At 61.1% G+C, this 22,527-nt stretch carries 18 protein-coding genes; 4 read left to right on the top strand and 14 right to left on the bottom strand.

The genetic code is table 11. From position 1 onward, the window contains the following. Window positions 1-277 precede the first annotated feature (277 nt). A complete protein-coding gene (locus O4H31_RS15925; RefSeq protein WP_269347364.1) occupies window positions 278-1,798 on the bottom strand; it encodes an MHYT domain-containing protein in 1,521 nt (506 codons plus the stop codon). Between the two features lie 434 nt (window positions 1,799-2,232). Here O4H31_RS15925 and O4H31_RS15920 point away from each other — a divergent pair, with 434 nt between their 5' ends. Further along, window positions 2,233-4,014, top strand: a complete 1,782-nt coding sequence (locus tag O4H31_RS15920) for a histidine kinase N-terminal 7TM domain-containing protein (protein WP_269347362.1) — start codon at window positions 2,233-2,235, stop codon at window positions 4,012-4,014. A gap of 15 nt (window positions 4,015-4,029) precedes the next feature. Here O4H31_RS15920 and O4H31_RS15915 read toward each other — a convergent pair whose 3' ends face one another. Both O4H31_RS15915 and O4H31_RS15910 read right to left on the bottom strand, forming a co-directional pair. Beyond that, entirely contained in the window at window positions 4,030-4,737 is a 708-nt protein-coding gene (locus O4H31_RS15915) for an SDR family oxidoreductase (protein ID WP_269347360.1), read from the bottom strand. 71 nt (window positions 4,738-4,808) lie between these two features. After that, a complete protein-coding gene (locus O4H31_RS15910; protein WP_269347358.1) occupies window positions 4,809-5,528 on the bottom strand; it encodes a helix-turn-helix transcriptional regulator in 720 nt (239 codons plus the stop codon). A 624-nt stretch (window positions 5,529-6,152) separates the two neighbouring features. On the opposite strand from O4H31_RS15910, the gene O4H31_RS15905 reads away from it, so the two are divergent. From O4H31_RS15905 to arsJ, 3 genes are read left to right on the top strand one after another with little or no spacing between them, the layout of a single operon-like run. Continuing rightward, window positions 6,153-6,995: a helix-turn-helix domain-containing protein gene (locus O4H31_RS15905; protein WP_269347357.1), complete on the top strand. Its 843-nt coding sequence runs from the start codon at window positions 6,153-6,155 to the stop codon at window positions 6,993-6,995. Then, entirely contained in the window at window positions 6,992-7,999 is a 1,008-nt protein-coding gene (locus tag O4H31_RS15900) for an ArsJ-associated glyceraldehyde-3-phosphate dehydrogenase (RefSeq protein WP_269347355.1), read from the top strand. Before O4H31_RS15905 ends, O4H31_RS15900 begins: the two co-directional genes overlap by 4 nt. Then, window positions 7,996-9,258 (top strand): organoarsenical effux MFS transporter ArsJ, encoded by a 1,263-nt coding sequence (arsJ, locus tag O4H31_RS15895; protein ID WP_269347353.1) that lies wholly within the window; start codon window positions 7,996-7,998, stop codon window positions 9,256-9,258. The genes O4H31_RS15900 and arsJ overlap by 4 nt, the downstream gene beginning before the upstream one ends. 7 nt (window positions 9,259-9,265) lie before the next feature. Here arsJ and O4H31_RS15890 read toward each other — a convergent pair whose 3' ends face one another. The 11 genes from O4H31_RS15890 to O4H31_RS15840 all read right to left on the bottom strand — a co-directional run bounded on the left by O4H31_RS15890 (window position 9,266) and on the right by O4H31_RS15840 (window position 22,417). Next, complete coding sequence (locus O4H31_RS15890; protein WP_269347351.1) at window positions 9,266-10,771, bottom strand: mannitol dehydrogenase family protein; 1,506 nt, start codon at window positions 10,769-10,771, stop codon at window positions 9,266-9,268. Window positions 10,772-10,843: 72 nt separating this feature from the next. Then, window positions 10,844-11,848: an ABC transporter ATP-binding protein gene (locus tag O4H31_RS15885; protein ID WP_269347349.1), complete on the bottom strand. Its 1,005-nt coding sequence runs from the start codon at window positions 11,846-11,848 to the stop codon at window positions 10,844-10,846. 15 nt (window positions 11,849-11,863) lie between these two features. Continuing rightward, entirely contained in the window at window positions 11,864-12,694 is an 831-nt protein-coding gene (locus O4H31_RS15880; protein WP_067625898.1) for a carbohydrate ABC transporter permease, read from the bottom strand. 12 nt (window positions 12,695-12,706) lie between these two features. Then, window positions 12,707-13,573, bottom strand: a complete 867-nt coding sequence (locus tag O4H31_RS15875) for a carbohydrate ABC transporter permease (protein WP_093928110.1) — start codon at window positions 13,571-13,573, stop codon at window positions 12,707-12,709. Between the two features lie 118 nt (window positions 13,574-13,691). Beyond that, window positions 13,692-14,996: an ABC transporter substrate-binding protein gene (locus tag O4H31_RS15870; RefSeq protein WP_269347346.1), complete on the bottom strand. Its 1,305-nt coding sequence runs from the start codon at window positions 14,994-14,996 to the stop codon at window positions 13,692-13,694. A gap of 115 nt (window positions 14,997-15,111) precedes the next feature. Beyond that, entirely contained in the window at window positions 15,112-16,143 is a 1,032-nt protein-coding gene (locus O4H31_RS15865; RefSeq protein WP_269347344.1) for a LacI family DNA-binding transcriptional regulator, read from the bottom strand. A 141-nt stretch (window positions 16,144-16,284) separates the two neighbouring features. Continuing rightward, window positions 16,285-16,938 (bottom strand): bifunctional 4-hydroxy-2-oxoglutarate aldolase/2-dehydro-3-deoxy-phosphogluconate aldolase, encoded by a 654-nt coding sequence (eda, locus tag O4H31_RS15860; protein WP_269347342.1) that lies wholly within the window; start codon window positions 16,936-16,938, stop codon window positions 16,285-16,287. A gap of 3 nt (window positions 16,939-16,941) precedes the next feature. After that, entirely contained in the window at window positions 16,942-18,750 is a 1,809-nt protein-coding gene (gene edd / locus O4H31_RS15855) for a phosphogluconate dehydratase (RefSeq protein ID WP_269347340.1), read from the bottom strand. Further along, the gene (gene zwf, locus O4H31_RS15850; protein WP_269347337.1) at window positions 18,747-20,210 is read right to left on the bottom strand and encodes a glucose-6-phosphate dehydrogenase; all 1,464 of its coding nucleotides are present in this window, start codon (window positions 20,208-20,210) and stop codon (window positions 18,747-18,749) included. The genes edd and zwf overlap by 4 nt, the downstream gene beginning before the upstream one ends. A 149-nt stretch (window positions 20,211-20,359) precedes the next feature. Next, a complete protein-coding gene (locus tag O4H31_RS15845; protein WP_269347336.1) occupies window positions 20,360-21,286 on the bottom strand; it encodes a carbohydrate kinase family protein in 927 nt (308 codons plus the stop codon). 3 nt (window positions 21,287-21,289) lie between these two features. After that, window positions 21,290-22,417, bottom strand: a complete 1,128-nt coding sequence (locus O4H31_RS15840) for an ROK family transcriptional regulator (protein ID WP_269347492.1) — start codon at window positions 22,415-22,417, stop codon at window positions 21,290-21,292. Between the last annotated feature and the right edge of the window lie 110 nt (window positions 22,418-22,527).

Here is a 22,527-nt window from a genome sequence, read left to right as displayed (position 1 = left end):
TAGAACATAAAAGCAAAGAGATACTAATTTAAGTTAAGTTGCACCAAACTGCGTTGATGTGGGGGACCGCAAGCAGCTTCAGAAATATGTGGGCAACGCATGCGCGGGGAAAGTTGCGCCCGGCTTCCGTTGCCCCGGCGAACAAAGGGGGCTGCCATTAGCGATTAAGACCTCGACAGTGCGATTCAAACCATAGCGCACCCGGAGAGCCTTGGGCTTTCCGCGTATAAAGCAAGCGCAACCACGTCAAATCGCGCCTGCCCTGCCATAGCCCCCGCTACGCCGCGGCGAGCGCATTCTCCACTCTAATCTCCGAAGCGCAATTGGGCAGGTCCACGGTGAATTTCGTCCCGACGCCGACAGCACTTTCCACTTGAATATCCCCCTCATGCGCCGCGGCGAGCTTCTTGCTAATCGCAAGGCCAAGCCCCGTGCCGCCATCGGCGCTTTTGGCAGCCGTTTCCGCTTGGATGAAGGCTTGGAAGATCCGCTGCAAATCCTCTTCCGGCATCCCGCAGCCGTTGTCTTCGACCTCAAGTCGGCAGGTATCGCCGACCCTAGTGGCTCGCATGCGAATGCTTGAGGCCGATGAAAACTTCAGCGCGTTGCCTAAAAGGTTGATCAGGATCTGTTTGCAGCGCCCACGGTCGGCGAAAACGTCGAAGTCATCACATTCGATCTCCAGCACCGCCTGCTTTTCCTTGGCCAGGCCCTGAAACTGCTCCTCCAACTCGGCCAGCAGTTCGCCAGCCTGAAAAGAGGTTTTGTTAAGCTTGATCGAGTTAAGCTCGATACTGGTATAGTCGAGGAGTTCATTGATGATGGTTAACAAATGGTCGCCCGCAGATTTGATACGGCCGCCATAACGCTCTGTCTGGTCCCCCAGTTCTTCAAAATGCACCTTCGAGATTTGCTCGTTCGGCTTCAGCTTGGCGATGGTATGGCCCTTGAGCCCCGTCAGAAAGCTGGCGTAGCCGTTGATGATCGTTAGCGGCGTGCGCAACTCGTGGCTCAGAACACTCATGAACTCTGACTTGGCGCGGCTGGCATCGCGGGCCTCATCCCGGGCTTGGCGCAATTCGACGATGTTCTCCAACCGTGTGCGGTTTTCGATGAAATAGGTGAACAGCCCGCCCATCACGATCATCGCAGCCGTCCCCGCGATGACCAGCGCCAGCAGTCTGTACTCATCAGGGTTGCTATGGCCGCCGATCAAGGTTGTCGGTGTCACATGAAATGCAGCCATCCCGGTAAAGTGCAGACCGACGATCGCCAAGGCAAAGCTCGCCGTCATTTTCGACCGAGCGTATTTGTCGCCCTGCGCGCCAAAGAACAAAGCCACGGTCGACAGCACCATGGCCAGCAGAACCGAGGCGACAAGATAGCTCTTATCCCAGTGAATGATCCCCTCAATCCGATAGGCGATCATCCCGGTGTAATGCATGGCCGAGATCGACAGCCCCAAGATCACCCCACCGATCACGGTCGTGACCCACCTGCGAAACATCCCCGCAATGAGAATGCCCACCGTAGATCCGGTAATTGCGATCACCAACGAGGCGAAGGTAAGGCCGAAGTCGAAGCTTACCGGCGCATCGGGCTGATAGGCCAACATGGCGATGAAATGCGTGCACCAAATGGCGATGCCAGAGGTCACGGCGGTCAGAAAATACCACAACAACGCCTGACGCGGTGTCTGCTTGAGCCCGTGTCGGTAGAGATTTGCGATCACCCAGCTGCCGAATGCGCACAAAAGCGCGGCAAGCAAGACCAGCGTCATATCGTGGTCAGAGTGCATAGAATGAGCCACTGTCAGCATTTTTTAAACCTCAAGATAATGCAGCCAGTGTTGCGCGAGGAATGCGTCGAAACCGTGTTCGAGTGGGTTCTTTTTGGCGGTAATTTCATATAGTAAAACCCTGATACGTGCTGAGCCGCCGGGGAAGCCCTTCCTTCGGCACATGTGACGGTTTCTGCGGCCCGCCGCTGCACGCTTACCCCACCGCGTGGCCCATTCTGAACGCCTCTTCGCCCCTGTTAAGAGATCAGATCGCATCGCCCCATGGGTGACAGTGACGCTACTAAATGACGCCCTTCACATCCAAGGGTTGCGCCGCCCTGCCTTAATACGCCACTAGAACGCCAAACTTGCGCCGCATTCCAATGCTGATCTGCGCATATTCAATTTGGTTCATAGGTAACTCCGCAATGCTAACGTGTTTTCAAGGGCTAATGCTTGACCCGGTCTATTGGGCCGTGCTTGCCGTCAGCGTGATCGCTGCGGCTGTCGCCCTATGGACGCTCAAGTTTCAAGAGTTCCATGGCAAGGTTTACTATGCACTAACCTTCGCCGGGATGATCTGGACCCTGATGATGGTCGGAGCCGAAGCCGCAACGCCCGGCTACGCCTGCCAGATGCAACAGGCGCAATTGGCGTGGCTGGGTCATGCTCTGGTTCCCGTCGCGTGGTCGTTCTTTATTTTCGAGTATGTCGGCCCCTCGAACCATGCGCGTGGCCGGGCCAGCCTTTTGGCCCTGATCGCTGTGCCGCTGATGGCCGTTGTCCTCGCCGCGACGAACGGCTGGCACCACCTGATCTATACCGTCGAGACCGCGATTCAGCCCGGCGAGGATCAAATCACCTTTGAGCATGGCGCGGTATATTTCCTTGTCCTTGCGGTGCTCTATTGCTTTGTGATGGCGACGCTCATTTGGCTAGGGCGCGCATTTTTGCGGGCGAAACGGGCCGCTTGGCCGCTGCTGACGATGCTGGTGGTGATCACCCTGATCCCACTGGGCGCGAACGCGGCCTATGCGCTGTTCGGCTTCACGGTCCTTGGCCTTGATCCGACGGCCTTCATGTTCACCTTGGGCATCTTCGCCTTTTCATGGCTGCTGGTGACCAACAAAACAATGGACATGCCCTCTGTCGGGCAATCGACCCTGTTCGACACGATGAGCGAACCACTCATCCTATTGGACGCGCGGCGGCGCGTCATTCGCTCGAACGCCGCGGCCAAGCGCAGCGGGCTTTTGACGGATCCGACCTTGGGCAATGATCTGATCGCGGGGATAAAGGCGCAAACGGCGCAGACCGCCTCTGCCCATATCACCTGCGATGAACGCCTCTATGAGCCGCGCATTCACCCCATCGAAAACCCGCTCTCCCCCGCCGGCCCCGCCATCGGTTGGAGCGTCACCTTCGTCGATGTCACCGACCAGATCGCCACCACCACGGCCCTTGAGCAAGCGCTGAAAGAGGCCGATGAGGCCAACCGGGCCAAGGATGAATTCATCTCGGTCGTCAGCCATGAGTTGCGCACGCCGCTGACCTCACTGAAGGGCGGCTTGGCATTGGCGCTCAGTGGCAAACTGGGCGAGGTCAAAGGCCCGCTGCGTTCCTCGCTCGACATTGCCCATCGCAATGGGGTCCGCCTGTCCCGTCTGGTTGATAATATCCTGCTGGTGCAAAAGCTTGAGGTACAGGCGCTGGCTCTTGAGTGGCTGCCCGTCGACCTGCCCGCCCTGCTGCGCGAAAGCATCGAAGAAAACCGCATGTACGCGCATGAGCGCGGCATCAGGCTGGATATCGGCAAGATCACGCAGCCTGCCGTGGTCTTGGGCGATGCCTTTGCGATCCGGCAGGTGGTCGACAATCTGATCTCGAACGCAGTGAAATTCTCCCATGTTGGCGACACCGTGGAGGGCCGGCTGACGGCGCACCAAGGCCGGGTGCGGATCTCTATCCGCGATCATGGGCGCGGCATCCCTGAGGGGATGGAGGAGCGGGTCTTTGGCCGCTTCGGACAACTTGACGACGACGGTCAGAAATCGACCCAAGGCTCTGGCCTCGGCCTGCATATCTCCCGCCAACTGGCGCGGCAGATGGCGGGTGATCTGTTTTACGAAAGCGAGGCAGGTGTCGGATCGACCTTCCATGTCGAATTCGGCATCGGGGCCGAGGCAGAGCCCGCCCCGCAAGCGGCCCAAGGCGCGCTGCAAGGCACCGACTAAGCGCGCCCTTCGCGGTTAAAGTTCGATGCGGATGTCGTGGATCCACAGTTTCGGCGGACGTGAGAGGACAAAGACTACCACATCGGCCAGATCATCCGGTTCGGTGAAAATGTGGTTCGGCACATCCTCTCCGGCCTTGGCGAACATGGCGGTATTGGTCCCCGACTGATACAGCCCGCCAACCCGCACGCCGGTGTTTTCCTCATCCGCCTTCAGCACCTCGGTAAAGCCGCGCACGCCGTATTTCGTGGCCGTATAAACCGACTGCCCCGCCTGCGCCACGACACCGGATTTTGACACGACATTGAGGATGATCGCCTCGTCATTGTCGCGCAGCGCGGGCAGAGTGGCCTGTGTCATCTGCATCAGACCGGTCAGATTGGTCTGCACCGTGGCCTGCAGCATCTCAGGCGCGATTGTGTCGAGCGGCCCAGCCTTGTGCCAAATCCCGGCGTTGTTGATCAGGATATCGAGCCCGCCAAAGCGCGCCAATACCTGCGCCGCGGTATGGTCGATCGCCGATGGGTCTTGCAGATCGCAGGTCAGCCCCACGGCCTCTGCTGCGCCTGCGGCTGTGCAGGCTTCGGCCACCGCCTGCAACCGCGTCTCATCGCGGCCCAGAATGGCCAGCCGCGCGCCTGTCTCTGCCAGTTTCAGGCAGATGTGCCGCCCGATCCCGTCGCTGCCGCCGGTAACCAAAATACGTTTGTCGCGCAGTTCCATGTCGTTCTCCTATGCTTGACGGCGGCTTACCGCGCGGCGAAGCCACCGCCAAGCCCTGCCCACGCGGTCGGTCAGATCGTGATGATTTGCGCCCGGATTGCCTTAGCCACCGCATGGGTCTTGTTGGTCACCTGCAGCTTTGCGCAGGCATTATAGAGGTGGTGGTTCACCGTGCTCGCCGCCACCGTCATGATCTGCCCCGTTTCCCACGCGGTTTTGCCCACGGCGGCCCATTTTAGCACTTCCTTCTCGCGGGTACTTAACCGCGGCCCCGGCGGGGCGCTGGCAAGATTCGCCACGATGTCACTTTGGATCAAACAGCCCAGATAGATCGCATCGGCGATGATGCCACGCTTGTATTTGCGCCATTCATGAATGCGCAGGTCAGAGTTCAGCGTCAGCACCGCCTTTCCGTGCAGGTGGTCCCGAATAGGGATCGAAACACCGTTTTGACGCACGCCAAACTCCATCGCCTCCCCGAAAAAATTGCGGGTGGTCCGGTCGACCTTGGGCAATTCGCTCCAATCCACGGGCAAGGTGCCCTCAAGGGATTGGTCGACCACCGGGTCGATCAAATGATAGCTTTCCTCTTGGTAGCGCGTCAGCCAAGCGGGGTCATAGGTCGTGTGAATGACCGGATCGCTGTTGCCAGGGTTGGTCTTGTGAAACCCCAGATATGACAGGTTGTTCAGCCCCATCTCCTGCGCCAAGACCTGCAGCATCTCGGTCGGCTTGATGTCTGGTCGTTGCTCTTTCAGGAGGAGGTAGCGGTCGGAAAGCGGGGTCACCATAGGGCGGCGTTCAAATGCTCATTTGTTTAAAAACTGAGCACCTTGATAGAACGCCTCAACCCCTGAGGGAACATCGCCGCCGCGAATGATTTCCCGGGATGAGGGAAATAGGCAAAGACGTTGCATTTTTGCCCCTATGACCAAGGGACAAGGCAAAGGACCGCCCGACCAAAGATCGGAACATTCGCCCCCACGCTCGAGGCCGTACAGGGCATAAAGCGGCCCCTGCCCGAAAACCTATGCGCCCCCTACAACAACAAAAACGTCCAACTCAGCGGACAAGGGCGCGGCGTCCCGAAGCAGGGGCCGGAACAGAGCCAAATGGCAGGCCCTGTCAAAAGATCGCGTCAATCTGAGCGCGCATCTCTTGTTTGGCTACCATTCAATGCAGCCGCAAACCCCGATAACAAGATTCGTGCGCTCGATCCCCAAGCATTTGTTATAGTTTGATTAAATTTCCGGCAGTTCTTGACTGATTGAACCTAAGTGCGCCTGTAAACCTAGTAAAATTTATAGTCGCGAGTGAATCGTGAAAGCCAAGCATCGCCTTCATACGCCTGCAAGATTGCGCTGTTACAAAATTTTCATTGGCAATCTGACAAGTAATTCTGTAATTCACGAATTATGGAACAAATAATCCCCAATCGCCTTGCCACACTCGGCCATCCGCAGCGCCTCGCGCTTTTTCGGCTTCTTATGCGCCGCTACCCAGACCGGGTGCCAGCGACCGAACTGGCACAGGCGCTTGGTCTCAAGCCCAACACCCTCTCGAGCTATATCGGCGCGCTGATGCAGGCCGGGCTAGTGACCCAGGAACGGCAAGGCACCTCGCTGCGCTATGCGATCGATCTTGCGGCCGCCCGTGACACCATCGGCTACCTGCTGAACGACTGCTGCCGTGGCCGGCCCGAGATTTGCCTCCCCCTCACCTCTTCAGATGGAAACGCTCTCATGACCGACGACAAGTTCAACGTCCTGTTCATCTGCACCGGCAACTCCGCCCGGTCGATCTTTGCCGAAAGCATCCTGCGCGACCTCGCGGGGGACCGTTTCAACGTCTACTCCGCAGGCACGCGGCCGCAATCCGCATTGAACCCCTTCGCGGTAGAGGTGCTCAAGCAGAAGGGCCATGACGTGACGCAGCTTCGGTCGAAACACATATCCGAGTTTCAGAGCGAAGACGCCCCCGGTTTTGATTTCGTTTTTACCGTTTGCAACCAAGTAGCCAACGAAGAATGCCCCACATGGCCGGGCCAACCGATCACCGCGCATTGGGGCCTGCCCGATCCGGTCAAGGTCGAAGGCTCTGACGCCGAAAAGAGCCTCGCCTTCCAGCAGGCCTATGGCACCCTGCGCAACCGAATGTTGGGCTTTACCAGCCTACCGCTGACCTCGCTCGACCGTATTTCGCTGCAAAAAGCGCTCGATGACGCGGGCCAAACCGACAAAGAAGGATTCTCCGCATGACCACCTACGCCACCTACGCCATCAACGGCCTTGGCCGTATCGGCAAGCTCGCCTTGAAACCCCTTTTGGATCAGGGCGCAGATATCGCATGGATCAACGACGCGGTAGGCGACCCAGAGATGCACGCCCATTTGCTGGAGTTCGACACGGTGCATGGGCGTTGGCAGGCAGATTTCGCCCATGATGCCGACAGCGTGACGATCAACGGCACCCGCCTGCCCTTCATCGGCACCCGCGACCTCAGCGCGCTGCCGCTCGATACGGTGGATGTGGTGATCGACTGCACTGGGGTCTTCAAGACCGAGGCCAAGCTCGCCCCCTATTTCGATGCAGGGGTGAAGAAGGTGGTGATCTCGGCCCCGGTGAAAGACGGCGATGCGGCAAATATCGTCTATGGCGTCAACGAAGGCGTCTATGACCCCGCCCGTCACCGCATCGTCACAGCGGCAAGCTGCACGACCAATTGCCTCGCCCCAGTGGTGAAGGTGATCCATGAGGCGCTGCAGATCAAACATGGCTCCATCACCACGATCCATGATGTCACCAACACGCAGACCATTGTCGACCGCCCCGCCAAAGACCTGCGCCGCGCGCGTTCGGCCCTGAACTCCCTGATCCCGACGACCACCGGCAGCGCCACGGCGATCACCCTGATCTACCCCGAACTCAAAGGCCGGTTGAACGGCCATGCGGTGCGGGTGCCACTGCTCAACGCTTCGCTGACCGATTGCGTGTTTGAGGTAGAGCGCGAAACGACCGTCGAAGAGGTAAACGCCCTGTTCAAATCCGCTGCCGAAGGCGATTTGAAAGACATCCTCGGCTATGAGGAACGCCCGCTGGTCTCGACCGATTACACCAACGACACGCGCTCAAGCATCATCGACGCGCCCTCCACCATGGTGGTGAACGGGACGCAGGTGAAAATCTATGCGTGGTACGACAATGAGATGGGCTATGCGCACCGTTTGGTCGATGTGGCGTTGATGGTCGGGGCAAGCCTGTGAGCAAGAGCGCGACCCGCCCTGAGGGGCTCTCGGCCTATATCGCGGTCACGGCGGCCTATTGGGCCTTCATGCTGACCGATGGCGCGTTGCGCATGTTGGTGTTGCTGCATTTCCACCGGCTGGGCTTCTCGCCCGTGCAACTGGCCTATCTCTTTGTGCTGTATGAGATCGCGGGCGTTGTCACCAACCTCTGCGCGGGCTGGATCGCGGCGCGGTTCGGGCTGGCCTCGACGCTCTATGCGGGGCTGGGGTTGCAGATCGTGGCGCTGCTGGCGCTGGCGCAGCTTGATCCTACGTGGGCGGTTGGCGCCTCGGTCGTGTTCGTCATGCTGGTGCAGGGGGCCAGCGGCGTGGCCAAGGATCTGGCCAAGATGTCGTCGAAATCCGCCGTCAAGCTGCTGGCGCCGGCTGAGGATGGCGGGTTGTTCCGCTGGGTCGCGCTGCTGACCGGCTCCAAGAACATGGTCAAAGGCTTGGGCTTTCTGTTCGGCGCGGCGTTGCTGGCGACGCTCGGCTTCGTTTGGGCGGTGCTCGGCATGGCCGCGATCCTTGCGCTGATCCTGCTCGCCGTGCTGACCGCCATGCCGCCCGGCCTGCCTAAGGGCCGCAAGGGGGCGAAGTTCTCCGAAGTCTTCTCTAAATCCCCCAACGTGAACTGGCTGAGCGCGGCGCGGGTGTTTCTGTTCGGCGCGCGGGACGTGTGGTTCGTGGTGGGCATCCCGATCTACTTCTACGCGGTCCTCTCGGACGGCACGGAGGAAAGCAACCGCGCGGCCTTTTTCATGATCGGCACCTTCATGGCGGTCTGGGTGATCCTCTACGGGCTGGTGCAGATCTACGCCCCACGCTTGCTCCGCGCCAAATCCCGCCCGGCGGAAGACCTGATCTCAGCCGCGAAGGGATGGGCATGGTCGCTCGCCGCCGTGCCTGCGGCGCTGACGCTGGCCGCCCTGTTCAGCGACGGACCGCAGACATGGCTCACCGTGACCCTTGTGATCGGCCTGTTGGCCTTTGGCGCGGTCTTTGCGGTGAACTCGTCCCTGCACTCCTACCTCATCCTGTCCTTCACCAAGGCCGAGCGGGTGACGATGGATGTGGGGTTCTACTACATGGCCAATGCCGCCGGGCGGCTCTTGGGCACGTTGATGTCGGGTCTTAGCTATCAGATCGGCGGCCTGCCCCTGATGCTGGGGGCGGCGGCGATCATGGTGGCCCTGTCGGCGCTGCTGGTCGGGTTCTTGAAACCCGACCAGGGCTAATCGGGGGTCACCCTGCTTTGCTGGCGCGACCGTTGCTTTGATCGACCTGCGTATAGGCATTCATCGCCGCGACGGCCCCCTCATCCCAAATGAGCGAGAGCCAAGCAACAAAAGCGTCGCGGAACGCTTCTGCCTGCGCCAGATCACCGTAGAGGCGCTCTTGCGCCAACCATGCCTCGGGCCGCGTCCGGGCGGCCTGCGCCACGGCTTTCAAAGCCTCCCAGATCGGATCATTCGCCACGATCTCGCTACCATCTTCCCGCGTGCCCGCACACATCCGCGCCCAAAGCGCCTCGACCAAGGCCAAGCCAGAGACTGAGCGCCCCGCCGCCAGTTGATCCCGCAAGATCGGCAGAACAAACCCGGTGTGCCGCGCCGAGCCATCAAAGGCGACGCGGCGCGTGGTGTCGACGATGCGCGGGTTCGAGAAACGCTGTTCGATCAGCTCAAGATAGGCCAGCGGCGTCATGCCGGGCACCGGGGCGACCGTCTGAGTGATCTCTTCAGCCTGCACGCGGTGGAACATCGCGCGGATCGCCGGATGCGCCATGGTGGCCGAAATCGTCTCGATCCCCAGCACCTCACCGACGTTCGCCAAGACCTGATGGCCCGCGTTGAGGATGCGGATCTTCATTTTCTCATAGGCGTGCACCTCATCCGAGAAGGTCGCCCCCACCTGATCCCAATCCGGGCGGCCTGCACAGAAGTCGTCTTCGATCACCCATTGGCGAAAGGCTTCATGCGTCACCGGGGCGGCGTCGTTCACGCCGAACTCCCGCGCCTGCGCGATCTCGGCAGGGCCAGTAGCCGGGGCGATGCAATCGACCATGGAGTTAGGGAAACTGGCGTTTGCCTCGATCCAATCGGCTAGCGCCGGGTCGGACATGCGCGTCAGCGAAACGACCGCTTGGCGCAGGATATCGCCATTGCCTTGCAGGTTGTCACAGCTGAGCCCCGTGAACGGCCCCCGCCCCGCATCGCGGCGCAGCCGCAGGGCCGCGACCATGGCCCCAAAGGCGGTGCGCGGTGTGTCAGGGTTCGCCGCGTCATGGACGATATCGGCGTGAGCCGCGTCAAAACCCTTGCTGACGGGGTCGATGTAGTAGCCGCTTTCGGTTACCGTCAGCCCGACGATGCGGATGGCCGGATCGGCCATGGCGCGGATCAGAGCGCCGTTGCCTTCCTCGATCGGCAGGTAGTCGATCATAGAGCCCACAACCTCGGCCGAGGTCTGCGCGGGGTCAAGCTCGATCAGCGTCGTCAAGCAGTCCTGCGCCAAGAGCTTCTCACGCATGGCCGCATCATAGGGGCGCACCCCCGCACCCAGGATCGCCCAGTCATGCGCATGGCCGTTCTGCATCAAACGGTGCAGATACCACGCCTGATGCGCGCGGTGGAAATTGCCGACGCCGATATGCACAATACCGGGGGTCAGGGCGCTGCGGTCATAGGTGGGCCGCGCGATATCAAGATCGCCAAGCGTCGCGTTCGAGAGGTCTACCAGTTTATCCATGATCCACATCCTTGTAGGGCCGCGCACCGGGGAGAGGGTGCGAGGGTCGGCCTGTCATTCCTGTCGCTTGCATCACTCGACCCGAAGGCCCTGCGCATCGAACCGGTGCAGCTTGTCCGCCTGCGGGGTGAGGAAAATTCGGTCGCCATGTTTGACCGACAACTCCCCATCTACACGCACGGTCATCGGGTCACAGCCCGCGACACCGTGGATGTGCAAGAAGGTGTCAGAGCCCAGATGCTCGGCCACGCCGATGGTGCCTTCCCAAGCGCCCTCGGTGGTGGAGACGTCGAAATGCTCGGGGCGGATGCCGATCGTCGGCGCGCCGCGGGCTTCGGCTTCGGCCCCCTTGATCAGGTTCATCTTGGGCGACCCGATGAACCCCGCGACGAATTCGTTGCGCGGCTTGTAGTAAAGCTCAAGCGGGGTGCCGACCTGTTCGATATAGCCCGCACGCAGCACGACGATCTTGTCGGCCATGGTCATCGCTTCGACCTGATCATGGGTGACGTAGATCATCGTCGTGGCCAGCCGCTTGTGAAGCTCGCTGATTTCGAGACGCATCCCCACCCGCAGCGCGGCGTCGAGGTTCGACAGCGGCTCATCGAACAGGAACGCCGAAGGCTCCCGCACGATGGCACGGCCAATAGCGACCCGCTGGCGCTGACCACCAGACAGTTGGCCCGGACGGCGGTCAAGGTAGTCGGTGAGGTTCAGCGCTTTGGCAGCCGCTTCGATCCGGCGCTGCTGTTCCTCCGCCGGAACGCCCGCCATCTTCATCGGAAAGGCGATGTTCTTGCGCACCGACATATGCGGATAAAGCGCGTAGGATTGGAAGACCATCGCCAGACCGCGTTTCGCGGGCGGCACATGGGTCGCATCCGTGCCGTCGATGTCGATATGGCCCGAGGTGATATCCTCTAGCCCCGCGATCAGCCGCAGCAGTGTGGATTTCCCGCAGCCCGAGGGGCCGACGAAGACCGTGAACTCGCCATCTTCGATGGTCAGATCAAGGGGCGGAATGACTTCCACATCGCCGAAGCTTTTGGAAACCTGATTGAGTTTAATTTGTCCCATGTGACTGTCCCTTGCTTACTTGACTGCGCCGAAAGTCAGGCCGCTGACGAGTTGTTTCTGGCTGAACCAGCCGAGGATGAGGATTGGCGCGATGGCCATGGTGGAGGCCGCGCTGAGCTTGGCGTAGAAAAGGCCTTCGGGGCTGGAATAGCTCGCGATGAAGGCCGTGAGCGGTGCCGCTTTGGCCGCGGTGAGGTTGAGTGTCCAGAAGGCTTCGTTCCATGCGAGGATGAAGTTCAGCAGCAAGGTGGAGGCAATGCCGGGGATCGCCATGGGCGTGAGGACATAGAGCACCTCTTCACGCAGGCTTGCCCCATCCATCCGTGCCGCTTCCAAGATCTCGCCGGGGATTTCGCGGAAGTAGGTGTAAAGCATCCAGACGATGATCGGCAAGTTGATGAGCATCAGGATGATGACCAAAGCGATCTTGCTGTCGAGCACCCCGAACTGGATGCAAAGCAGATAGATCGGGTAGAGCACCCCGACCGCGGGCAGCATCTTGGTCGAGAGCATCCAGAGCAGGATGTCCTTGGTCCGTTTGCCGGGCACAAAGGCCATCGACCATGCGGCGGGCACTGCGATCAGGATGCCAAGGACGGTCGAGCCCCCGGCGATGATGATCGAGTTCCACAAGAACCGCCCGTAGTTGGACCGCTCCAGAACCGCCTCGTAGTTGGCCAGCGTCCAATCAAAGCCGAGGAAGATCGGCGGATCGGCGATGGCCTGTGCCTCGGTCTTGAAGCTGGTGAGGATGGTCCAAAGGATGGGGAAGAAGATCAGGAAACCGATGCCCCATGCGAGGGCCGTGTTGACGATCTTGCGTTGTCTGGTGACTGCGCGTGCCATGATGTCTCCTCCTCAGGCGTCCAGGTTCTTGCCGACGATGCGCATCAGGAAGATGGCAACGATATTGGCGAGAATGATTGCATAGACACCGCCTGCCGATCCGAGGCCGATGTTCTGGCTTTCCAGCACCCGCTGGAAGATGAGATAGGTCAGTGTTTTGGTCCCAAAGGCACCGCCCGTGGTCACGAAAATCTCCGCAAAGATCGACAGCAGAAAGATCGTCTGGATCAAGATCACCACGGTGATCGCGCGGCCCAGATGCGGCAGGGTGATATAGGCGAAACGTTTGGTGGCGGGGGCGCCGTCCATCTCGGCGGCGTCAAGCTGCTCGCGGTCAAGCGACTGGATCGCGGTCAGAAGGATCAGCGTCGCAAAGGGCAGCCACTGCCATGACACGATGATTACGATTGACGACAGCGAGGCTTGGCTCATCCATTGCACCGGGGTCGCGCCGAAAAACTCCCACAGATGCGCGAAAAGACCATAGTTCGGGTCCATGAACATGTTCTTCCACACCAGCGCCGAAACGGTGGGCATAACAAAGAAGGGCGCGATGACGAGGATGCGGACAAAGCCCTGCCCCCACATCGGCTGGTTCAGAAGGATGGCGAGCAAGATGCCCAAGCCCACCGTGATCGCCAGCACTCCGCCGACGATGATCAGCGTGGTCATCACCGAGGGCCAGAAGGCGCTCGAGGTGACGAAACGCACGTAGTTGTCAAACCCCACCCAGCCCAGATCACCGCCGCGCATCGGCAGGTATTTCTTGAAGGAAAAATAGAGCGTCATGGTCAGCGGGATGAGCATCCATCCTAGGAGCAAGACCACCGCAGGGGCCATCATCAGGCGTGCCGCTGATCGGGAATGTTGGGTAGCCATCGGGCACATCTCCTCTGCAGGCGGCGGATGCCGCGTTTAGGTGAAGGGTATCATATCAGGTGGTGGGGCGGAAAAGGGCGGCGGTGTCCGCCGCCCTTTGTGCCGGAGAAGCGGCGGCTTAGCGGTAGCCAGCAGCTTCCATTGCGTCGTTGGTCAGGTCCTGTGCCTTCTCAAGTGCCTCTTCGACGGTCTGCTGACCGGCATAGGCGGCAGAGAACTCTTGGCTCACGTCGGTCGCGATGCCTGCAAACTCTGGGATCGCGGCGAACTGAACACCGACGTAAGGCGTCGGATCGACGGTGGAGTTCTCAGGATCAGCCGACAGGATCGAGTCGAGCGTCATCTGTGCGAAGGGCACTTTCTGGTACTCGGGGTTCTCATAGAGCGACTTACGCGCGCCGGGAGGAACGTTGGCCCAACCTTCGTTCTCGGCAACCATCTCGATGTAGTCTTTCGAGGTGGCCCATTCGATGAACTCTTTCGCGGCATCTTCTTTCTGAGTGCCCGCCGGGATTGCCAGCGCCCATGCCCAGAGCCAGTTGGAGCGTTTGCCGAGACCCGTGTCAGGTGCCAGCGCAAAACCAACCTTGTCGGCCACGGTGGAATCATCGGGGTTGGTCACGAAGGACGCCGCCACGGTGGCGTCGATCCACATGCCGCATTTGCCCTGCTGGAACAGCGAGAGGTTCTCGTTGAAGCCGTTGGAGGCATAGCCCGCCGGGCCGCTTTCATCCATCAGGTCTTTGTAGAAGTTGATGGTGTTGGCCCAAGCCTCGGTGTCGAACTGGGCGTTCCAGTCCTCATCAAACCAGCGTGCGCCAAAGGAGTTGGACATCGCCGTGATCAGCGCGCCGCCTTCGCCCCAACCGGCCTTGCCGCGCAGGCAGATGCCGTTGATGTCGTTCTCACGATCGGTCATGGCGGCGGCGGCTTCGCGGATGAATTCCCATGTCGGGTCTTTCGGCATTTCCATGCCGGCTTTTTCCATCAGATCAGTGCGGTACATGATCATGGAGCTTTCGCCATAGAAAGGTGCGGCGTAGAGCGTGCCTTCGTGGCTCAGACCACCGGCCATCGCGGGCAGGATATCGTCCGCGTCATATTCTTCGCTGAGGTTGTCCAGCGGCACCAGCCAGCCGTTCGCGCCCCAGATCGGCGTCTCGTACATGCCGATGGTCATGATGTCGAAAGAACCGCCCTTGGTCGAGATGTCGGTGGTGACGCGCTGGCGCAGCACGTTCTCTTCCAACGTGACCCACTCCACTTCGTGGCCGGTCTCTTCGGTAAATTTGTCGGTGTAGCCTTGCATGCGGATCATGTCGCCGTTGTTCACGGTGGCGATGGTGATCGTCTCAGCAAAAGCGCCGCCGCCCATGATCAGGGACAGGGCCGTCGCAGCGTGCAATGATTTATTCGAGAACATCAATAGTTCCTCCCTCTATAGATGATGGAACGAGACTAACGGTCTACATAACGCGCAGTCAAATTAAATTTTACGCGCGATAACTATTTTCTGAGCAACTTGCGAACTCAATAGCTTAGGCCGAGGCGCGCATCACTAATTTGCCGTCAAACAGCGTCTCTTCGCGCTCGGTAAGGCGGGTTTCGCTTTCGATAATACGGAACAGCGTGCTGGCCGCGCGATTCGCGATGGCGCCGTAATCCTGCGCGATGGTGGTCAGCGGCGGGCAGGTATATCGCGAAAACGGGTGGTCATCCTGCCCCGCGATCCGCATGACGCAGTCCTTACCATGGCCCACCCGCAGCCCCAACTCATAGGCCGCTGACAGCATCCCGATGGCCAGACGGTCATTCGAGCAGAGCACCGTATCCGTCTCGAATACCCCTGCCGAAATCAGCCGCCCGCCCTCGGTCGCGCCGATCTCTTCAAAGTTCCACCCCTCGCCCGGCACCTGATGGATATGCGGGGCAAAGCCGTGCCGCTCCATCGCCTCAAGATAAGCTTGGCGGCGCTTGTTGGCGTTCGGGTTGCTGGGTGTCTTCATTTCGAAAAAGCATGGCGGCTCACCGCTGCGGCACAGATATTCGACAATCAACTCGACGCTTTGAAAATTGTCGGTACCCACGAAAGCTTCACAGACCCCTTCGACGTTGGCGTCAAAGGTCACGACGGGCACGTCCCGGCAAAAGCGCGCGATCGCCTCCCGGTCCGAGGCTTTGCCGAAGGGCGCCAAAAGCACGCCCGCAGGTTTCAGCGCCCGAAGCGAGTCGAGATTGGCCCGCTCCTGCGCCGGGTTACCGTGCGAGCTGAGCAAGATCGGACTATACCCCGCCGCAAGACAGGCCAGTTCCACCTCGCGGCCAATCTCGGAAAAGAACGGGTCGGCGAGGTTGGGCACGACAACGCCAATGTTGCGGGTTTTGCGGCGGTTTTGGTTCACCGCATAGACATTGGGACGATAGTCATGCTGGCTCAGCGCCGCTTCAATCTTCTCGCGGGTCGAGCGCCGCACGCTGTCGGGATCGTTAAAGTATTTCGACAGCGTGGGCCGGGAAATGCCACTTACAGCGGCAAACTCCTCCATATTGCGGATTTTTCGCTGCCCCATCTTAACCCCCCCTTGACGTAACGCTGCGCGCGTAAACTAAAGTCAATATAGAGATAAGTTCGCTCGGCCAGCAAGGGTACTAATGGCAGCAGGCTTCCCATGGCCGTCGCAAATGCCAAACTGCCACCAGCCTTTAGGGGATTAGCCCGCCTTTCCCGATTGCGCTGCTGCACGTGCCAGCGCTTCGATCCCTGCCCAATCCTGCGCGTCGATCAGCTTTTTCGGGGCCACCCAACTGCCGCCCGCGCAAAGCACATTGGGCAGGCTCAGGTAGCTTTCCACATTCTCTGGGCTGACGCCGCCGGTCGGGCAGAAGGTGATCTGCGGCAGCGGTGCGCCGATGGCTTTGAGTGCGGGTGCCCCGCCAGAGGCTTCGGCGGGGAAAAACTTGAGCATGTCATAGCCACGTTCCAACAGGCGCATCGCTTCGCTCGCAGTGGCAGCGCCGGGCAGCAGCGGCAAGTCTTCTTCCTCGCAGGCCGCGATCAACGCCTCGGTGGCACCGGGCGAGACGCCAAAAGTCGCCCCCGCCCGTTTCGCCGCGCGCACGTCTTCGGGGGTGATCAACGTGCCCGCCCCCACATGGCCGCCCGTGACTTCGGCCATGGCCGCAATCGCGTCGAGTGCGGCAGGCGTGCGCAGGGTCACTTCCAACGCGGGCAGCCCCCCGGCAACCAGCGCCTCAGCCAATGGCCGGGCATGTGCGACGTCTTCGATCACCAGAACAGGCACGATCGGGGCGAGCGCGCAGATGTCGCGGGTGCGACGGCTGGCGTCTTTTGCGGTAAGGGTCATGAATCAGCCTCCAAAAATGGTTGCGCCGGTGGTAGCAGAACCGACTGTGTCGCGGAACATAGCGAACAACTCGCGCCCCGTCCCGGCATGGTAAGCAGAAAGATCAGCGGTGACGTTGGGACGGTCATCAAACCCTTCGGCCAGCACGTCAAGCGTCCCTGCAACTGCGTCAACCCGCAACATATCGCCATCCTGCACCCGCGCAATGGGGCCGCCGTCGACCGCCTCGGGGCTGACGTGGATCGCTGCGGGCACCTTGCCCGACGCCCCCGACATGCGCCCATCGGTGACCAGCGCGACCTTCTGACCGCGCCCCTGAAGGATCGACAGTAGCGGCGTCAGGCTGTGCAACTCAGGCATGCCATTGGCCTTTGGCCCTTGGAAACGGACGACAACGATCACATCGTCGGTCAACTCGCCCGCCTTAAACGCTGCCTTCACCTCATTCTGATCCGCAAAGACCCGCGCGGGGGCTTCGATGATGTGGTGTTCGGGCGCGACGGCAGAGACTTTCATGCAAGCGGTGCCAAGCGATCCGGCCATGCGGCGCAGCCCGCCGGTGGGCTGGAAGGGGTCGCTGGCGGGGCGGAGGATCTTCTCGTTCAGGCTTTCGCCCGCGCCCTTTTCCCAAACCAAGCCATCGGTCTTTAGCTTTGGCTCGGCGGTGTAATGCTCCAACCCCTGCCCGGCGACGGTATGGGTGTCGGGGTGCAGATGGCCGGACTTCAGCAATTCACCGATCATATAGCCCAAGCCCCCGGCGGCGTGAAAATGGTTCACATCAGCCAGACCGTTGGGATAGACCCGCGCCAGCAGCGGCGTGATGTCGGAGATGTCCGAGAAATCCTCCCAATCCAGAATGATCCCCCCGGCCCGCGCCATGGCGATCAGGTGGATCAGCAGATTGGTCGACCCGCCCGTGGCGTTGAGCCCGACGATGCCATTCACAAAGGCCTTTTCATCCAGAACCGAGGCGACGGGGGTATAATCATTGCCCAGAGCGCTCAGCGCCAGCGCCCGTTTCGCGCCCTCTTGGGTCAGCGCATCGCGCAGCAATCCGTTCGGTGGCACGAAACTGGCCCCCGGCAGGTGCAGCCCCATGAACTCCATCAACATCTGATTGGTGTTGGCGGTGCCGTAGAATGTGCAGGTGCCCGGCCCGTGATAGGCGGCCATCTCGGCGGCCATCAGGGCGTCGCGCCCGACTTCGCCCGCGGCGAACTGCTGGCGCACCTTGGCCTTCTCATCATTCGAAAGGCCGCTTTCCATCGGCCCGGCGGGCAAGAAGACGGCTGGCAGATGGCCAAAGGCCTGCGCCGCAATGACCAGCCCCGGCACGATCTTGTCGCAGACCCCAAGGAAGACAGCCGCGTCGAATGTGTTGTGGCTGAGTGCCACCGACGCCGCCAGGGCGATCACGTCGCGGGAGAAAAGCGACAGTTCCATCCCCGCCTCGCCTTGGGTCACCCCGTCGCACATCGCCGGCACACCGCCCGCGACCTGTGCGGTGCCGCCTGCTGCACGTACCGCGTCGCGGATCAGTTCGGGGTAACGCTCAAACGGCTGATGCGCCGAGAGCATGTCGTTATAGGTGGTCACGATCCCGAGGTTGCCTGCACTGGTGGTCGCCAGCCGGTCCTTGTCTGCGCCAGAGGCGGCATAGGCATGGGCCTGCCCACTACAAGACAGATGCGCGCGGGCCGGTCCCTTGGCGCGGGCGGCTTCCATTCGGTCGAGGTAGGGGCGCCGGGTCGCCTCGCTGCGGGCGATGATACGGTCGGTGACGCGGTCAATCGTGGAATGCAGGGTCATTGGTCGTCCTTTCGTGTGATCTCGCGCCAGCGGCGGCCGTCGCGGTGCATCAGCATCAGCGCCTCTTCGGGGCCTGAGCTGCCGGGGTCATAGGGGTACGGGGGTTGCCGGGTCTCTTCCCAGCCGTGAATGATCGGATCGGCCCAAGCCCAGGCGGCTTCGACCTCGTCCCCGCGCATGAACAGGGTCTGATCGCCACGGATCACGTCCATGATTAGCCGTTCATAGGCGTCTTGCGGAGTGGCCTGTTCGCCCAAAGCGTCGGCAAAGGTCATATCCAGCGACACTTCGGCCAGACGCATGCCGCCGGGGCCGGGGTCTTTGATCGTGTTGCGCAGGGTGATGCCCTCATCCGGCTGCAGGCGGATGATCAGCGCGTTGCCCTTATGGCCCTCCATCGCCGGGAAGATCATATGCGGCGGGTCGCGGAAGATCACCGCGATCTCGGAGCTACGCCCGCGCAGTTTCTTGCCCGTGCGCAGGTAAAACGGCGTGCCCGCCCATCGCCAATTGGCGATCTTGACCTTCATGGCGACGAAGCTTTCGGTGCGGCTGTCGGGGTCGCCCGCATGATCGCAGTAGCTGCCCTCGCCCTGCGCGGCGCGGTATTGGCCGCGGGCGATGTCCTTCTGAACGACCGGCTCCAACGCCTCGATCACCTTCACCTTCTCATCGCGCACCGCATTGGGGTCAAAACGCGAGGGCGGCTCCATCGCCGTCAGACACAGAAGCTGCATCAGGTGGTTCTGCACCATGTCGCGCATGGCACCGGATTTATCGTAATACTCCCCCCGCCCTTCGACGCCGAGGCTCTCGGACACGGTAATCTGAACATGGTCGATATGGGTGGAATTCCACAGAGGCTCCCACAGGGCATTGGCGAAACGCAGCGCCATGAGGTTCTGCACCGTCTCTTTGCCGAGGTAATGGTCGATGCGGTAAATCTGGCTCTCATCGAAATTGGCGCGCAGATCGGCGTTCAGCGCCTGCGCGGTTTCCAGATCATGACCAAAGGGCTTTTCGACAACGATGCGGCTGTCGGATGTGGCAATGCCATGGTCATGCAGCTTGCCGCCGATCGTCCCGAAGAGCGATGGCGAGACCGAGAGGTAAAAGGCCCGCACGACATCATCGCGCATCAGGTCTTTCAGCCCCGACCAGCCCGCATCGCCCGCCGCATCCACGCGCATGTAGTGCACCATGGCAAGGAACTGCTCCAAGGCGGCGCTCTCTTGCGCCAGCTTCGGGGCAAACTCCACAAGGCTGTCGCGGATCATCTTGCGAAAGGCATCAGCATCAAGCTCGGAGCGGGCCGCACCGACGATCCGTGCGCCTTCGGGCATCTGGCCGACGGTGAAACGGTGGAACAGACCGGGCAGGATCTTGCGCCGAGCAAGGTCGCCGGTCGCGCCGAAAATGACGAGGTCGAAAGGATCAACGGGGATTACGCGCGATACCATGGGGTCAGCCCTCCTGCCTGCGTTGATGCGCGGCGGCACCATGTTTTCGATTGCTCAAAGCCATCGCCATCCCTCCTACGCCCTCCTCCGGGCGGCCACTGGTAGCGCTAACATATCTGAGCGAAAAAGATAGGCGGTTCTTCAACATTTCATATTTCCTCTACCCAAGGTGGGTTCGCCCCGGCGCGCGAAACGGTTACGGCGGCGACGCGCGCGCCATAGGCCAGCGCCTCGGTCAACACCTCGGGCGAAAGGGTGGCGAGCGCGGATTTATGGAGCTGCCCCAGCTCAGACATCTTTGCCAAAACGCCTGCATTGAACGTATCGCCCGCGCCGACCGTATCGACGATTTCGGCTTTCACGGCAGGGACTTGCACCTCTTCACCATTGGCCAGATAGCCCGTTGCCCCCTCGCCCCCACGTGTCAGGATCACAACCGATGGCCCCTTGGCCAACAACTCGGCCACCTTATCGCGCAGCGACAGGGGCGCGGGGTTGATCCAGTTCAGATCCTCATCCGAGACTTTCACGATGTCCGACAGCGCCAGCATCCGGTCGAGCCTTTGACGGTAACGCTCGATATCCTTGATGAAACCGGGGCGGATATTGGGGTCGATCATCACCGCACGGCCTTCGGCGTTGCGCGCCAGCAGGTCTGCATAGGCATCCGCGCCCGGCTCGCAAGCCAAACTGATCCCGCCGAAATACAGCGCCGAGACCTCAGCCGAGAGCGCAGGCATATCCCCCGGCGTGATCATGCGCCCGGCCGAGTTTTCGTCATAGAAATCATAGGTTGCATGGCCGCCGACCAGCCGAACAAAGGCCAGCGTCGTCGGACGGTCGGACACCACCAGATGCGAAACATCCACATGGCTGGCCTTCAGCCCATCGACCAACTGCCGCCCGAACATGTCAGACGACAGGCCCGACAGCATCCCCACCTGCGCCCCGAGCCGCCCCAAGGCGATGGCCGTGTTAAAGACCGCCCCGCCCGCATGGGGCACAAAGCCGTCGGGGCCTGCGGTGGTTGGGGTTGGGATCATATCGATCAGGGCTTCTCCGCAGCAAAGGATCATCTGTCAGCCTTTCAAAAATGCGTCGCGGTCGACGAGGAAACGGTCCGAAAGCGGCAGGCTTGCCGCGCCAAGCGCGCGGGCGTCGCTGCCGACGGTCCCTTCGCGCAACTCGGGAAGGGTAACGCCCGGCAGGGGCTGGGCGGCAAGGTGGCGGCGGGTGCGTGCCACCACATCCGCGCGAATTGTCTCAGGAAATGATCCATCGATCATCACCGTATCAAAATCAATCAGGCATGTTGCGGCACGGATCGCCTGCGCCAGCGCCTCGGCGGTGCTGTCGAGCCATGGCTCCAGAATGTCGGCGGGAAGTTCCCAAGCCGCCAGATTGCTCCATGGGGCGCGGCGGGTCTCTCCGGCCTCCTGCAACGCCGCTTCCAAGACCGCCAAAGATGCCACATCGACCAGTTGCCGAGGCGCGTCCCCAATCAGCGGCATGGAGCCGAGCGCCCCCGCATTGCCGCTTTTGCCGGTGTAGAGTTTGCTATCCAGCACCAGCCCACCACCCACGAAATAGCCGATGTAGAAATACAGGAAATCGCGCGGCTTGTCCTGCGCGCCAAAAACCAGTTCGGCCCCGCAGGCGGCGGAAGTGTCATTGCAAATGGAGATCGGCAGATCGACCACCTCCGCCAAAGCGGTTTCGATATCAAAGTCCTGCCACGCGCTCAGATCGCCGCCCGCAACCTCCCATTCCCACATGCCAAACGGCAGGGCGACGCCCAGCCCCGCCACCCGCGCCTGCTGGTCGGCGGTCAAAGAGGCGAGCGTATCTTGAAAAGCGCGCCGCGCAAATTCCATGACCGCAGCGGGGGTGGGATGGGCATAGACCTCGCTGCTGCGGCGCGTCACCTGGCCTTCGAAGTCGGTCAGGATCAACGCGACACTGCGCCGGCCAACCTTTAGCCCCAGAAAGAAGGCCCCCTCCGCGTTCAGGCTGATCGGCACCGAAGGCTGCCCCACCCGGCCCCGCACCCGCGCGCCTTTTTTCAGCAGTCCATCCGCTTCGAGGGCGCGCATAATGACGGATACAGTCTGCGCCGACAGGCCGGTGAGCCGGGCAATCTCAGCCTTGGACGTAGGGCCGCTGCGCCGGATAAGCGACAGGACGAGCCGTTCGTTATAGGCCCGCATCCCGCTCTGGTTCGAGCCGCGCGCAGTCCGGTCGGCGAATGTCTGTAGCTGCTGCAAACTGGCCTCCCCTCCGGTTCATGCGGCGTTTCGAAGGACAAATCCCAAATGGG

It is taken from the genome of Sulfitobacter dubius (assembly GCF_027214245.1).
GTDB classification, from domain to species: Bacteria; Pseudomonadota; Alphaproteobacteria; order Rhodobacterales; family Rhodobacteraceae; genus Sulfitobacter; species Sulfitobacter dubius_A.
This window is presented reverse-complemented; position numbering and strand designations above follow the sequence as displayed.